We start from the raw sequence: 13,337 nt of genomic DNA on the forward strand, positions 1-13,337 counted from the left end.
GGTCGACGTCCGCGTCGACCTGGCTGCCATCCACCTGTTTTTTGGGGAATGTGACGCGGCGCGGGTGCTGCTGGAGGCCACCCGCCCGGAAGCGCCGGACCACCCGCTTCTGCTGGCGCGTTTGGCTGCCTGTTACGTGGAGCATCAACGGGGGGAGGAGGCTATCCCCCTGTATGAACGTAGTCTGCGCCTGCAACCCGCTATCACTGTCTATCAGCAACTGCTGCGCCTCTACCTGCAACGTGCGGACCTGCCGCAGGCCGGGGAGACGCTGGCCGCCGCCGACCTCTTCTGGGCAGACGAGCGGGAGCACTGGCCCGCGCAGCAGGCGGCTCTGCACGACCAGCAGCTGCGCGGCCTGCGCCTGGAACTGTGGCTGGCCCGTGACGACGTTGCCCGCGCGGATGCCTGGCTGGAAGAACGCCATGCCGATCTGGCTGAAGAGGATTACTGCGGCCTGCTGACCGGTTATGCGCAGCGTCTGGCCGAGCGTGGACGCCATGCCCAGGCTGAAGATGCGCTGCGCCGTGGGCTGGGGCATTACCCGGAACAGCCGAACCTGTACCAGCAGCACGCTGAACTGGCGGAGTTACAGGGGCGACTGCCTCAGGCCATAGCGTTGCTGCACCGTGCCCTCTATCTGGCCGGGCAACAGCAAAAAATGACGCTTCCTTTGCGCCTGAAGCTGTCCAGTGTCGCCACTCAGGGCTATCCGGCGCTGGCACGTCAGATGGCCGAACAGGCTATCGAGGAGGCCGGGGCGCTGAGGCCATCACCCGCTATGGACGCCGCGCAGATCGCCCAGTGGCTGGCGCAGGCACAGGTGACCCTCGCCGGAGTGGATGTCCAGGAGCAGGACTACACCGGGGCAGAGGCGCGATACGTCAAGGTGCTACAAGCGCATCCCCGCCTGGTCCTCGCCCTGCAGGGGCTGGGGCATTTGTATATGCAACTGGGGCGCATCGACGAGGCCGTGGCGTTGTTCGAGCAGGTTCTGGCGATCGACCCGGCACGCGGTCATGCGGCCCTGATCAACGCCCGGCGTTTTCCGCAAGACGACGAGACGTTGCTTCGCCTGGAAAACCTGGCACGCAAGCCGGGCTTGTCCGGCCCGGTGCAGCCTGGACTGCTGCTGCAACTGGCTGCGGCCTGGGAAAAGCGCAAGGACTACACCAAAGCCTTCACTCTGGCCAACGAAGCCAACGCGGCCAGCCGCGCACTTCTGAGCTATGACCCGGCTGCACATCGGCAAGACTCCGCGCGGATCCGTCATGCGTTCAGCCGTTCGCTCTTTGAGCACCGACGCGGCATCGGCAACGACTCAACGCTGCCGGTGTTCGTACTGGGTATGCCGCGTTCCGGTACCACGCTTGTCGAACAGATCCTGGCGGGACACAGCCAAATCCACGGCGCAGGCGAGCTTGGGGTGATTCCCAGCACGATCGCCCGGCTGGAACGCTGGGAACGTCATACGGGTTCAGGACGTCATTACCCGGACTGCGTGGACGATCTGTCGGCCGATGTGGTAGCGGGTATCACCGCCAGCCTGCTCGAGGAACTGCGGGAAACCGTGCCAGAAAACGCGTCTGAAATCCGGCACGTGGTGGATAAGCTGCCGCACAATTTCGAGAACATTGGTCTTATCAAGCTGCTGTTCCCGAACGCGCGGATAATCTCAGTGCGCCGCGACCCACGCGATATCGCCATCTCCAATTACTTCACCGACTACTCAGCAAAGCACGGCGGTATGGGCTTCGCCTATGACCTGCGGTGGATTGGTGAACAGCTTGCCGACCACAACCTCATGATGCACCACTGGAACCAGGTGTTCCCTGGGGACATTCTCGAGGTGCGCTATGAGGACGTGGTCTCTGATCCGGAGCGCGAGGCGCGTCGCATGCTGGATTACGTGGGCGTGCAATGGGAACCGCAGGTGCTCGACACCACGGAACTGGACAGGCCGGTCAAGACCGCCAGCGTGTGGCAGGTGCGTCAGCCTATCTATCAGACCGCGCGCGAACGCTGGCGGCGTTACGCGGACTTTCTGACGCCGTTGATCGCCGGGACCAATGCGAAGATCCTGCATGAACCCGTTGAGATGGTGAGCCTGCCCGTACCCGGCATGCAGACCGATGGCATCGCGCACTATCGTCAGGGGAAGCTTGATGAAGCCGAGACGCTCTTCCGGCGCCTGCTGCACCACGTGCCCGAACACGCTACCGCGCATTTTATAGTGGGCCTGATTTGCGTTCGTAAAGGGCACCTGGCTGACGGCATTGCGCACATGGAAAAGGGGCACCAGGCATGCCCGTGGAATGGCAACTGGCGACGCGATCTGGCGCAGGCATATGAATTAGCGGGGCAAGCGGAAAAAGCACAGTTGTTAAGGGGGCGCCACGTGGGTACGGATGACAGGGTGGTGAGCGCAGGGGATATTGAGCAGGATGATGCAAGTCCGCAGGGCTTTTCCGTTCTCACGTTTGCGATGGCGTCGTTTTAGTTAACACCGGCACGAGCGGGCAGGGACGCCCGCAAACGTCTGAACGGGCCATACATTAGGAGAAATGATAATCCGCTTGTGTCAGAAGCGGACGTTGAGAGTATTAGCGATATGCTCTTCATCGAAGATGCGGGTTCACCCTGAGAAATCCTCAACGCATCGAAAATTTACTGAGAAAAGTCACCATGAATAAACTGGCCTTTTTACTGCTCATCATTTCCGGGTCAGCTTTTGCAGCCCCATCAATTAAAGTGGGTTTTTCTCCAGAGGGCAGTGCACAGAAACTGGTTCTGGATACCATTAATGCAGCGCATTCTTCTATCCAGATGGTTGCATATGCATTTCAGGCTAAAGATATTGTTGCTGCATTGGATGCAGCTCAACAGCGAGGCGTTCGAGTACAAGTTGTTATCGATAAACGTCGAAATAAAGGCACTACATCACTTGCTGCAATGCGCGACGTTACCCGCCATGGAGTGGAGCTTCGCATTGATGGGCATTACCATATTCAGCACGATAAGATGATGATTGTTGATGGTTCAACTTTAGAGACTGGCTCCTTTAATTACGCAAAATCAGCGGAGTATGAGAACAGCGAGAATGTCATCGTAATAAAAAAAATGCCTGAAGTCGTGGCTCAATATCAGAAGCATTTTGCTTCGCGATGGGCGATATCTGAACCCTTTGAACTTAAAAAAAACAGTTAGCCGTTCTTTACGCTAACGGCTTTGACGTTCTGCTTCTCGCTCAAAGCATCCTGTCTTCCTTAACACTTCTGTAGAATAGGAAGACAGGCTGCCCAGCGACGTTAAAACTGCGGCTTGGTCGCGTTTTGCTGATCCATAAATTTTATTCTGGCGTTTTGCCAGGCAGGATCGATCAACGTCAGTTTTGTGCTGGCCACTTTCAGTTCGGCTGTACCCTGTTCGCATCCCATGCCTGTCCCGGGCAGGGGTTTTTCACACCATATAGGGTTCGTATCAGGGGCGGAAACCGGGCCATATTTTGCCAGCGCGGCGTCCTTCATTGACGCTGCATTATCGCTCGTCCAGGGGATCTCATAGGAGATCAAGGCTGCAGCCATCGGGTTGCTTTTGTCGTAAGGGACGCGAGGTTCGAAACTCACCTGCATCCGCGTACCGTTGTTCTCATAGACCAGATACATAACCTGCGGGCTCCCGGTAATCTTGGTTGCCACCTGGTATGTCGCAGACTTAGAGGCTTCGATTTTGTCGGCTGAGACACCAAAATTTTTCTGCATCGCTGCACGGGCTTGTTCAACGCTCATCCCGGTCTTCACGCCGCCGACATCAAAGGATTTTACATCAACAGCATGTACCGGCTGCGCGGCGCTGGCGGGGGAGACGATACAAGGTAAAGCCATAAGAATGGCAGGGGGCAATGCGAAGAGAGTTTTTTTCATCTACTTTCCTGTAGGGGTTAGTTAAGTGCGATTTCCATTTTCAGCTTCAAGTGTGTGGTAACCCGTCCACACGATGAAACAGTGTTAAATAATTTAACATGCACTCAGGAAACCAGGCGTAAAATCAGCCCAACCCATTAATTTTGATAGGTTCTTCCTGATGCAAACGCGCCGCCGCCACGTCCGCCACCACCGACAGTGCCAGGGTATTCGCATCCCGCGCCTGAGGGAAAATCCCAATCGGCGCTTTGATGCGCGCGATATCCGCCTCTTCCCAGCCCAGCTCAAGCAGCTTCTCGACCCGCCGCTGGTGGGTGCGACGGCTGCCGAGAGCGCCAATATAAAAAGGTGCTGCCGTCAGGGCGGCCTCCAGCACCGGAAGCTCCTTGTGCCCATCGTGCCAGAGCAAAATCACCGCCGTGTCGGCATCCATCGGTTCAACCCTGCGCGGGTTGCACTGAACCTCATAACCCGCCGCCTGGGCCACGCGTGCGGTGGCCTGCGCCTCCACTGAGCCCCCGTAAATCAGTATCCGCACACTGGGGCGATAGCCCTGCTCAAAAAGATCGTCCTTCCAACCTGTCCGGGTTGTCCCGGGCACTGAGTGCAACGACTCCGACGGGGCGTGATAGCGCAATCCCACCGGTTTGCGCTGCGCCAGGCTGTTCAATACCGCCAGCAGCGGCTGCACCGAGCGCAGTTTATGGATGTTCAGGGTAATCCCGCCGCCGCAGGGCAGCACGATGTCGAACCACGGCGATCCCTCGCCGTACTTCACCTGACGGTCTTTGCCGCTGGCGAGGGTCTCCAGCGCCTCGTAAGCGGCAGCGGACTCCACGCAGCCGCCGGAGACATAGCCGCAATATAAGCCGTCCTCGCGAACGGCCATCTGCGCCCCTAACGGCCTGGCGGCACCGCCGCGGATCTCCACCAGGGTCACCAGCGCCACCGCCATGCCTGCGTTTAACCCCTCCGCCGCGAAGCGCAGCACCGCCACGCTGTCGTCGGTGGCAAAGGCCTGTTCGGGGATAACTTGTTCTGTCAGCGCAGCGCGTTGCAGCATTCTCTCTCCTTACACCACATCGGGTAGCGCTTCGATCAACTTGTCCAGGGTGATGGGGTACTCCCGCACCCGCACGCCCGTGGCGTTGTACACCGCATTGGCGATAGCCGCGCCCACGCCGCACAGCCCCAGTTCGCCCACCCCTTTGGCTTTCATGGGCGAGGAGATCGGGTCGGTGTCGTCGAGGAAAATGACCTTCTGCTCCGGGACATCGGCATGCACCGGCACTTCATACCCCGCCATGTCGTGATTAACGAAGTACCCCAGCCGGGTATCTACGGCCAGCTCCTCCATCAGCGCCGCGCCGAGCCCCATGGTCATCGCGCCAATCACCTGGCTGCGGGCGGTTTTCGGGTTAAGAATGCGGCCAGCCGCGCACACCGCCAGCATACGCCGGACCTGTACTTCCCCCGTCGCCACGTCCACCGCCACCTCGATAAAGTGCCCGGCAAAGGTCGACTGCTGGTACTGCTTGTCCAGATCGCCAAATTCGATACTGTCTTCGGCGGTCAGCGTGCCGTTGGCGGCGGCCTCGCGAATCTCCGCGCTGCGCGTATCCTGGGCGATCTTCCCGTCGCTAAATTGCGCCTGGTCGGGGTCGAAACCGAGTTTCGTGGCGATGGTTTCGCGCAGCTTCACGCAGGCGGCGTAAACCCCCGAGGTGGAGGTATTCGCCCCCCACTGTCCGCCTGAACCGGCCGATACCGGGAAGCTCGAATCCCCGAGGTGCACCGTCACGTTTTCCAGCGGCACGCCCAGCATTTCCGCCGCCGTCTGGGCAATAATGGTGTAACTCCCGGTGCCGATGTCCGTCATGTCGGTTTCTACCGTCACCTTTCCGTCGGCGTCCAGATGCACCCGGGCGGCGGATTTTTCTAACAGGTTATTGCGAAAACCGGCCGCCATACCGATGCCCACCAGCCAGCGTCCGTCGCGAACCTGGCCTGGCGTCGCGTTGCGCTGCTTCCAGCCGAACTCCTCGGCCCCGGTGCGCAGGCACTCAATCAGCTGACGACGGGAGAAGGGACGCTTGGGATCCGCCGGATCGACCTGCGTGTCATTGAGGATGCGAAACTCAACCGGATCGACGCCCGCTTTCTCTGCCATCTCGTCGATGGCAATCTCAAGCGCCATCAGGCCCGGCGCTTCACCGGGAGCGCGCATGGCGTTGCCCTCGGGCAGATCCAGTTTTGCCAGCCGCAGGCCGGTATGACGATTTTCACCCGCGTAGAGCAGTTCGGTCTGCTGCACCGCCGTCTCCGGCGTGCCGCCGGGCAGATTGCCGGACCAGCTGTCATGGGCGATGGCGGTGATTTTTCCCGCCTTGTCAGTGCCGATGCGAATGTGCTGAATGGTCGCCGGACGGTGAGTGGTGTTGTTAGGGATCGTCGGGCGCGCTAGCATCACTTTAACCGGGCGCTTCACGGCCCGGGCCGCCAGCGCGGCCAGCAGGGCATCGCTTCGCAGGAACAGCTTGCCGCCAAAGCCCCCGCCGATATAGGGGGAGATGATGCGCACGTTCTCCTCGGGGATCTTCAGCGTCGCCGCCAGGTCGGTGCGACACCATGCCACCATCTGATTGGAGGTCCAGAGCGTCACCTTATCGCCGTCCCAGACGGCCATAGAGGCGTGCGGCTCCATCGCCATATGGCTCTGATCGGGGGTGGTATAGGTAACGTCTAACTTCACCTCGGCGGCGCTAAAGGCGGCGTCAAAATCCCCGACGTTTTTGTCCGGGCTCTTCTCTGGCGGCTGGCTGACGGCGGGTTTTTCCTCCGCCAGCGAGTACGCGCCCTGATGACGCCGGTACTGAACCTGCACCAGCGACGCCGCCGCCCGGGCCTGCTCAAAGGTCTCGGCCACCACCAGCGCAACGGCCTGATGGTAGTGCTCGATCTTCGGCCCACCCAACAGTGTGGCCGCGTTGCGCTCACCTTTGCCGAGTGCGCCCGCGCTGCTGGCGGTGATCACCGTCAGCACGCCCGGCGCTTTTTTCGCGGCCTGGGTGTCGATGGTGGCGATCTCGCCTTTCGCGATGGCCGATCCGACCACGTAGCCATAGGCCGCGTTGGGCGCGGTGTCGTGCCATTCGTAGGCATAGTGCGCCTTGCCGGTGGTTTTTAACGGGCCGTCGATACGGTCATGAGGCTGTCCAACCACCTTCAACCGATCGATCGGGTTTTCCCCTGCCGGTTTCTCAAATTTCATACCTGAGCCCTCGCTTCTGTCAGCACGGAGGCAAGCGTTCGCTTCGCCAGGGTAAGTTTGAATCTGTTTTCAGGCGTCGGATGCGCGTCGGCAAACAACGCGTCATACACCGCCTGGGCCCCCTGCGCGACCTGCGCATCGGCCTGCGCCACCCGCCAGGGTTTATGCGCCACGCCGCCCAGCGCGACGCGACCGGTTCCGTCCGGCTGGACAATCGCCGCCACCGACACCAGCGCGAAGGCGTAAGAAGCGCGATCGCGGACCTTACGGTAAATGTGCTGCCCAGCCACCGGCGGCGGCAGGCTGACGGCGGTAATCAGCTCTCCGGGCGTCAGGACGGTCTCGATATGAGGCGTTTTCCCCGGCGCGCGATAAAAGTCGGCGAGGGGGATGTTGCGCGCTTTTCCGTCCGCGTTGATGGTTTCCACCACCGCGTCCAGCAGCCGCATCGCCACGGGCATGTCGCCGGGATGGGTGGCGATACAGGCTTCGCTGCTTGCTACCACCGCATGCTGGCGGCTAAACCCTTCCAGCGCCGCGCAGCCGCTGCCGGGAAGACGCTTATTGCAGGGCTGGTTAGTGTCGTAAAAGTAGGGGCAGCGGGTTCGCTGGAGAAGGTTGCCCGCCGTGGTGGCCTGGTTGCGCAGCTGTCCGGAGGCCCCGGCCAGCAGCGCCCGGGAGAGCACGGCATAGTCACGGCGCACGCGCTCATCGGCGGCCAGATCGGTATTTCGCACCAGGGCACCGATGCGCAGCCCGCCCTCGTCGGTAGCGTCAATCTTATCCAGCCCCAGGCCGTTCACGTCGATCAGATGGGTGGGGGTCTCAATTTCCAGCTTCATCAGATCCAGCAGATTAGTGCCGCCAGCGATAAATTTCGCGCCAGGGGTGCGCCGGGCGCTGGCCGCCGCCTCGGCCGGGGTTTGTACCCGTTCATAGGTGAAGGCTTTCATGATTTCTTCCCTCCGGCGACGTCTTCAATGGCGGCGAGGATGTTGGCGTACGCGCCGCAGCGGCAGATGTTGCCGCTCATGCGCTCGCGGATCTCCTGGGCGCTCATTTCGGGAGGGGAGACCAGATCGAGGGTCACATGGCTGGGGATGCCCGCTTCAATCTCTTTCAGCACCGCCACCGAGGAGCAGATTTGCCCCGGCGTGCAGTAGCCGCACTGATAACCATCGTGTTCGACAAACGCCGCCTGCATGGGATGCAGATTGTCAGGCGTGCCCAGCCCCTCGATGGTGGTGATGTCGGCGTTCTGGTGCATCACGGCCAGGGTGAGACAGGAATTGATCCTGCGCCCGTCAACGATAACGGTGCAGGCACCGCACTGCCCGTGGTCGCAGCCTTTTTTGGTGCCGGTCAGGTGCAGGTTCTCGCGCAGAGCATCCAGCAGGGTGGTGCGGGTATCCACCTCCAGCTGCTGCTGCTCGCCGTTGACGCGAAACGTCACCGGCATCATCTCCGGCGCGGGCGTGACGGCGGGTTGACCCTCGGCCAGCGCGCCACAAGGGTAAACCGCCGCGGTTGCCGCTGCTGCGGCGCTGACTTTTATCAGATCCCGACGGGACAGGCTGAAGTCGTGTGATCGTCCATCATCAGGGTATTCGCCTTGGTTGCTCATGCCAGGCCTCCGGTATTTAAGGGGATAAAAGTGAAAGAGGGTGCGACTGTGTCGTCTGTTTTTTAAACGTTAAGCATAGTCGGCGATGTGAGCAGGATTATTCTTAAATCGTGGATGCTGTTATGAGGCGGCCAGATAAGTACGAACGAAATGGAAGTCGGGCTGGGACCGTGCTAAACACAATATTTAAGCTTTCTTTGACATATATCCAGTCCATGCATAATTCAAAGGCCACACAAACTAAAACCCTTCCCGCTTAGGGCGTATGATGTGCCGCTGTTTACCGCCTGTACGCAACGTCAGGCGCTTATCCGCCAGCTAATGGCATTCAAAAACCCGCTTCCTTGATAAAGATGAAAAATAGACTTTTATTTCTGCTGCTATTCATGCCGTGTATGTCGTATGCAGCAGTATCCGTCACGTTCAACACCATTACGTCAGATCCCATCACTAACTGTTTCGTGATTGTTAACCTGGCTCTGGCCTTCTTTTTCACGTTTATACGCTTCGACAGGTTCGCCATTTCTCATGGCCCCGAAATACTTACTACCGTGGGGATTCTCGGTTGTTTTGCCGGTATTGCCACTTCGTTACTGCATTTTGATTCAACCAACGTGGCAGAGAGCGTACCGCACCTTCTGGAAGGGGTGAAAACAGCTTTTCTGGCTTCATTAAGCGGCGTTGGTGGGTCACTTCTTATTCGAGCAAGACACTATTTTCAGAAGCAGCCCATCCCACAGACACCTGGTACGCCTAAGGCAGCGAGTCTGGATGATGTCGTCGCCGCTACTCAGGCGCTTCAGCAGAGCCTCGCTGGCAGTGAAGACAGTAGTCTCCTGACTCAGCTTAAATTAATGCGTCAGGAACAGGGGGATGAATTACGAGCCCTGCGCAGCGCCTTTGATACGTTTTCTCAGAAAATGGCCGAGGATGGCTCTAAAGCGCTTATCGACGCACTCAGGGAAGTGATCAGCGATTTTAATGCGCAAATTAATGAGCAATTTGGTGAAAACTTTAAACATCTGAACGCGAGTGTTGAAAAGCTGGTTATCTGGCAGCAGCAGTACAAGGAGGAACTCGATACTTTGCAGGCTTTGCAAAAATCCTCTGCAGAAGATCTTAAAGAGGCATCTCTGGGGCTGGCATCCTTTATCGGCCAGGCTGCCAGTTTCGCCCGCACCGCAGATGCTCTGGACGAGACGCTTGAGGAGCTTGGCGTGCAATATGAGGATATCGTTCAGTCTCAGCGCGCCATGAGTGAGGTGTTATCGCAAATGAAAGAGGTAACGCCTCAATTCTCACGCAAAATTGATGAAATGACGGCATCAATGACGCAGGGGGTCACGAAGCTGCAAAACGAGGTCAGTGATATCGTTAAGGGCTTTGGTTCCCAGGCAGAATCCTTCTCCTCAGAAATAAAACAGTTTTTAACCGAGACGCTCAGGCAGTCTCAATCTGAAGTCAATGCTGGGCTGACGCAGTCAGTGGACAAGATCCATCAAAGTGTTGTTGCGCTTGATACGGGATTGCAGGAAGAACTGACGAAAAGCCTCGAAACGCTTGGTCGACAGCTTGCATCACTTTCCGAGAAATTTGTTGCTGATTACACACCACTGACCGAACGCCTGCGAGAAGTTGTACGGATCGCTTCTGCGACGTGAGAAGAATATGAATTTAGAACAGAGCAATCAGTCTTACTGGATACCCCTCGCGGATCTTATGACCGGTTTAATGATGGTATTCATGCTTCTGACTGCTGCATTTATGCTGCGCGTGGAGCAGACGACGACGCTGGTAGTAAAAGAGTATGAAGTCACGAAACGAGATATGCAGATGGCTTTGCAGAAAGAATTTGCGAAGGATTTGAAGCAATGGAATGCAGAAATTCTGGGAGATATGACCATTCGCTTTAACGATCCCTCGGTTCTTTTCGCCACGGGCTCTTCAGAATTGCGTCCTCGTTTCAGGGAGGTGCTTGCTGAGTTTTTCCCTCGCTATATCGCTCTCCTGACATCAGATAAGTATCGGGATGCTGTTAAGGAAATACGTATCGAAGGACATACAAGCACTTTCTGGAGTGGCGCTGCAAATGAAAAGCAGGCTTATTTCAAAAATATGGAGCTCTCTCAGGCAAGGACTCGCAGTGCGCTTGAGTACCTGATGTCATTATCCAAAGTGCAGAGTGAAGAAACATGGCTTGTCCAGCATGTGACAGCAAACGGGCTGTCATCTTCCCACCCTCTGTCGAATGAGTCATCCCAGGCGGCAAACCAACGCGTGGAGTTTCGTATTGTTACTAATGCCAGCGAGAAGATGGACCTCATAGCCGGGAAATTATCTAAAAAATGAGTTTCAAGTTACCTGATTTTCTAAGCTGGTCGTCGCTGGATACTTTACGAAAGAAAATGGGGGCTCCGCTTACGGATAACTTTGTGCTGGCTCCTGTAGATTCTAAAATATCTATTGTTGATCAACTAAATACCGGCGGCGTCGAAATCGATCTCGATGAAATTAGCGTCCACGAGGATGGAACATTAATCTATCGGGGTTATAGGGGACTGCTTCATATCCGGGATGTCGCTACTATTGCGGGTGATATTAGGATGCCAAGATATCATCTGGCTTATTGTCAAACCCTTGAGAAAATGAAGAGAAACTCCCGATTCGACCGATACGTTGTTGCACAAACAACCTCCGGGGAATTTAAAGTTAATATCATTGACCGGAATGTTACATCTGAACATGTAAGACTGAACGTATGTCAGAACTGTCTCGAAAGGATCCACTGGAAAGGTTTTAGCATATCTGGCATGTCAAGAATGGAGCGGCAGAACAGGGTTGAGGGTTTTTCGTTACCCGAATTTTTCAAAGAGTATCCCCGTGATCTGATTCGGGCTAAGCCTTTATATACTTCCGCTACCGCACCCCTGAATGACTATCCCAAAAACTGGGCTGAATTATCAAAAACGATCAGACTAAAACGCGGTTATCAATGTGAATCATGTCGAGAAACTTTCCAACCGGGTGATGGCCGATTCCTCCACGTTCATCATAGAAACGGCCTGAAGAACGACAACAGAGATGAAAACCTGGCAGCGCTTTGTATTGCCTGCCATGCGAAACAGCCTGAGCATGGGCATCTCAAGGCCCATCCTGATTACAAACTCTACATAACATCTTACAAGCGCTAATTACGTGAGACATCAGAACGCCTTTGGCCTGAATAATGACTAAGATTTTTGGACTGTCATGACTGCGGGGATCCTTTTATGTCAGGATCGCCCCGCAGTGGTTGTTGTATAACCCTGGTTACCAGTATTTCGTCCAGGTCTGACGCACCCGGGTCAGCAGCTCGAGGTAGTAATAATCACCCCAGCTACAGCACTCATCCACGCCAATACCGGCGGGCATGTGATACACCGAATGCTTCAGCAATCCTTCACACGGATCCTCGTCATCCGCCAGATAGTTCTCGGTCAGCGACTGGACGATCCGCAGCGCCATCTCCTCATAATGCGCCCGATGTTCATCCAGCACCGGCAAGGCGTTAACCAGCTCAAGCAGGCCGCAGGCGGCGATAGCTGCCGCCGAACTGTCGCGCACGGCATCGGTGCCCAGCAGGGCCAGATCCCAGTGGCAGACATCATCTTCCGGCAGGCGGTTGATAAAGTAGTGCGCCAGGCTGCGGGTCAGGTCTACCAGAGGCTTATCGCCGGTGTAGAGATAGCTGAGCATAAACCCATAGATGGCCCATGCCTGGCCGCGCGACCAGCATGACGTATTGCTGTAGCCCTGATGGGTATCACCAAAACGCGGCTCGCCGGTCGTCACGTCCATGTAAAAGGTGTGGAAGGTCGAGGCGTCCGGGCGGACGATGTATTTTGCCGCCTGCTGCGCATGAGCCGCTGCGGCTTCGGCGTAGCGCGCTTCGCCGGTCTGCTCGCTGGCCCAGTACAGAAGCGGCAGGTTCATATTGCAGTCGATGATCATCCGTCCCTGCTGCGCCGGATCGTTCAGGTCGCCCCAGGCCTGGATAATTTTCGCCACCGGGTTGTAGCGCTCCATCAGGATATCGGCCGCCTTAAGCGCGACCCGGCGGGCAGTATCATTCCCCGTTAAGCGCCAGGCGTTAACGCAGGAGAGGGAGTAGAGAAACCCCAGATCGTGGGTGGCCGTTTCAATGCGCTGCGCCAGTCGCGAGGCGAAAGAGGGCAGATAGCGCTCCGCCGCCTGGCGGTATTTATCCTCCCCGGTCAACTCCCAGGCCAGCCACAGCTGACCGGTCCAGAAGCTGGTGGTCCATTGCGTATTGTCTGAAGGAGTCCATTTTCCCCCTTCGCAGGCTTCGTTAGGGAATTTATCTCCCATCAGGGCCATCGTTTTGTCCAGCTTAGGCGTGATGCGGGTTATCGCCTCATCCAGCTTGCGGCGCAGCTGCAGGCGATCGACCTGATGCAGTTCCACAGGGCGCAGTGACTCGGTCACGACATTTGCAGTGACAGCAGAACGAATCATATTT

Annotated in this window: 11 protein-coding genes; 5 read left to right on the forward strand and 6 right to left on the reverse strand. The window is 57.3% G+C overall.

All coding sequences use genetic code 11. From position 1 onward, the window contains the following. The first annotated feature begins 121 nt into the window (after positions 1 to 121). Positions 122 to 2,500 carry a tetratricopeptide repeat-containing sulfotransferase family protein gene (locus ACOYA6_RS00300; RefSeq protein ID WP_422653811.1) on the forward strand — a complete coding sequence of 793 codons (2,379 nt, stop codon included), beginning with the start codon at positions 122 to 124 and terminating at the stop codon, positions 2,498 to 2,500. A gap of 185 nt (positions 2,501 to 2,685) precedes the next feature. Continuing rightward, on the forward strand, positions 2,686 to 3,207 hold the full coding sequence (locus tag ACOYA6_RS00305; protein ID WP_039031313.1) for a phospholipase D family nuclease: 522 nt from the start codon (positions 2,686 to 2,688) through the stop codon (positions 3,205 to 3,207). A gap of 101 nt (positions 3,208 to 3,308) precedes the next feature. On the opposite strand, the gene ACOYA6_RS00310 is transcribed toward ACOYA6_RS00305, so the two are convergent. The 5 genes from ACOYA6_RS00310 to paoA all read right to left on the reverse strand — a co-directional run bounded on the left by ACOYA6_RS00310 (position 3,309) and on the right by paoA (position 8,818). Next, positions 3,309 to 3,923, reverse strand: a complete 615-nt coding sequence (locus ACOYA6_RS00310) for a hypothetical protein (RefSeq protein WP_422653812.1) — start codon at positions 3,921 to 3,923, stop codon at positions 3,309 to 3,311. A 124-nt stretch (positions 3,924 to 4,047) separates the two neighbouring features. Further along, a complete protein-coding gene (locus ACOYA6_RS00315) occupies positions 4,048 to 4,986 on the reverse strand; it encodes an XdhC family protein (RefSeq protein WP_422653813.1) in 939 nt (312 codons plus the stop codon). 9 nt (positions 4,987 to 4,995) lie between these two features. Then, on the reverse strand, positions 4,996 to 7,194 hold the full coding sequence (gene paoC, locus ACOYA6_RS00320) for an aldehyde oxidoreductase molybdenum-binding subunit PaoC (protein WP_422653814.1): 2,199 nt from the start codon (positions 7,192 to 7,194) through the stop codon (positions 4,996 to 4,998). Then, positions 7,191 to 8,147, reverse strand: a complete 957-nt coding sequence (locus ACOYA6_RS00325) for an FAD binding domain-containing protein (RefSeq protein WP_422653815.1) — start codon at positions 8,145 to 8,147, stop codon at positions 7,191 to 7,193. The genes paoC and ACOYA6_RS00325 overlap by 4 nt, the downstream gene beginning before the upstream one ends. Next, complete coding sequence (gene paoA / locus ACOYA6_RS00330; protein WP_139564396.1) at positions 8,144 to 8,818, reverse strand: aldehyde dehydrogenase iron-sulfur subunit PaoA; 675 nt, start codon at positions 8,816 to 8,818, stop codon at positions 8,144 to 8,146. Before paoA ends, ACOYA6_RS00325 begins: the two co-directional genes overlap by 4 nt. Positions 8,819 to 9,171: 353 nt before the next feature. Here paoA and ACOYA6_RS00335 point away from each other — a divergent pair, with 353 nt between their 5' ends. Genes ACOYA6_RS00335 through ACOYA6_RS00345 form a run of 3 tightly spaced genes read left to right on the forward strand, consistent with a single transcriptional unit; the run spans position 9,172 to position 12,009 of the window. Then, complete coding sequence (locus ACOYA6_RS00335; RefSeq protein ID WP_422653816.1) at positions 9,172 to 10,479, forward strand: coiled-coil domain-containing protein; 1,308 nt, start codon at positions 9,172 to 9,174, stop codon at positions 10,477 to 10,479. A 7-nt stretch (positions 10,480 to 10,486) separates the two neighbouring features. Next, a complete protein-coding gene (locus tag ACOYA6_RS00340; protein WP_422653817.1) occupies positions 10,487 to 11,167 on the forward strand; it encodes an OmpA/MotB family protein in 681 nt (226 codons plus the stop codon). After that, entirely contained in the window at positions 11,164 to 12,009 is an 846-nt protein-coding gene (locus ACOYA6_RS00345; protein ID WP_422653818.1) for an HNH endonuclease, read from the forward strand. Before ACOYA6_RS00340 ends, ACOYA6_RS00345 begins: the two co-directional genes overlap by 4 nt. 118 nt (positions 12,010 to 12,127) lie before the next feature. On the opposite strand, the gene ACOYA6_RS00350 is transcribed toward ACOYA6_RS00345, so the two are convergent. Next, positions 12,128 to 13,333, reverse strand: coding sequence for a glycoside hydrolase family 88 protein (locus ACOYA6_RS00350; protein ID WP_422653819.1), 1,206 nt, complete (start codon positions 13,331 to 13,333; stop codon positions 12,128 to 12,130). Positions 13,334 to 13,337: the final 4 nt, after the last annotated feature.

Source organism: Leclercia barmai (genome assembly GCF_049312895.1).
In the GTDB taxonomy this organism is placed as follows: domain Bacteria; phylum Pseudomonadota; class Gammaproteobacteria; order Enterobacterales; family Enterobacteriaceae; genus Enterobacter; species Enterobacter barmai.

Excerpts from the sequence above, each read along its gene's own strand:
- paoA (WP_139564396.1), bottom strand. The coding sequence starts at position 8,818 with ATGAGCAACCAAGGCGAATACCCTGATGATGGACGATCACACGACTTC.
- paoC (WP_422653814.1), bottom strand. The coding sequence starts at position 7,194 with ATGAAATTTGAGAAACCGGCAGGGGAAAACCCGATCGATCGGTTGAAG.
- ACOYA6_RS00325 (WP_422653815.1), bottom strand. The coding sequence starts at position 8,147 with ATGAAAGCCTTCACCTATGAACGGGTACAAACCCCGGCCGAGGCGGCG.
- ACOYA6_RS00345 (WP_422653818.1), top strand. The coding sequence starts at position 11,164 with ATGAGTTTCAAGTTACCTGATTTTCTAAGCTGGTCGTCGCTGGATACT.
- ACOYA6_RS00305 (WP_039031313.1), top strand. The coding sequence starts at position 2,686 with ATGAATAAACTGGCCTTTTTACTGCTCATCATTTCCGGGTCAGCTTTT.
- ACOYA6_RS00340 (WP_422653817.1), top strand. The coding sequence starts at position 10,487 with ATGAATTTAGAACAGAGCAATCAGTCTTACTGGATACCCCTCGCGGAT.
- ACOYA6_RS00315 (WP_422653813.1), bottom strand. The coding sequence starts at position 4,986 with ATGCTGCAACGCGCTGCGCTGACAGAACAAGTTATCCCCGAACAGGCC.
- ACOYA6_RS00335 (WP_422653816.1), top strand. The coding sequence starts at position 9,172 with ATGAAAAATAGACTTTTATTTCTGCTGCTATTCATGCCGTGTATGTCG.
- ACOYA6_RS00310 (WP_422653812.1), bottom strand. The coding sequence starts at position 3,923 with ATGAAAAAAACTCTCTTCGCATTGCCCCCTGCCATTCTTATGGCTTTA.
- ACOYA6_RS00350 (WP_422653819.1), bottom strand. The coding sequence starts at position 13,333 with ATGATTCGTTCTGCTGTCACTGCAAATGTCGTGACCGAGTCACTGCGC.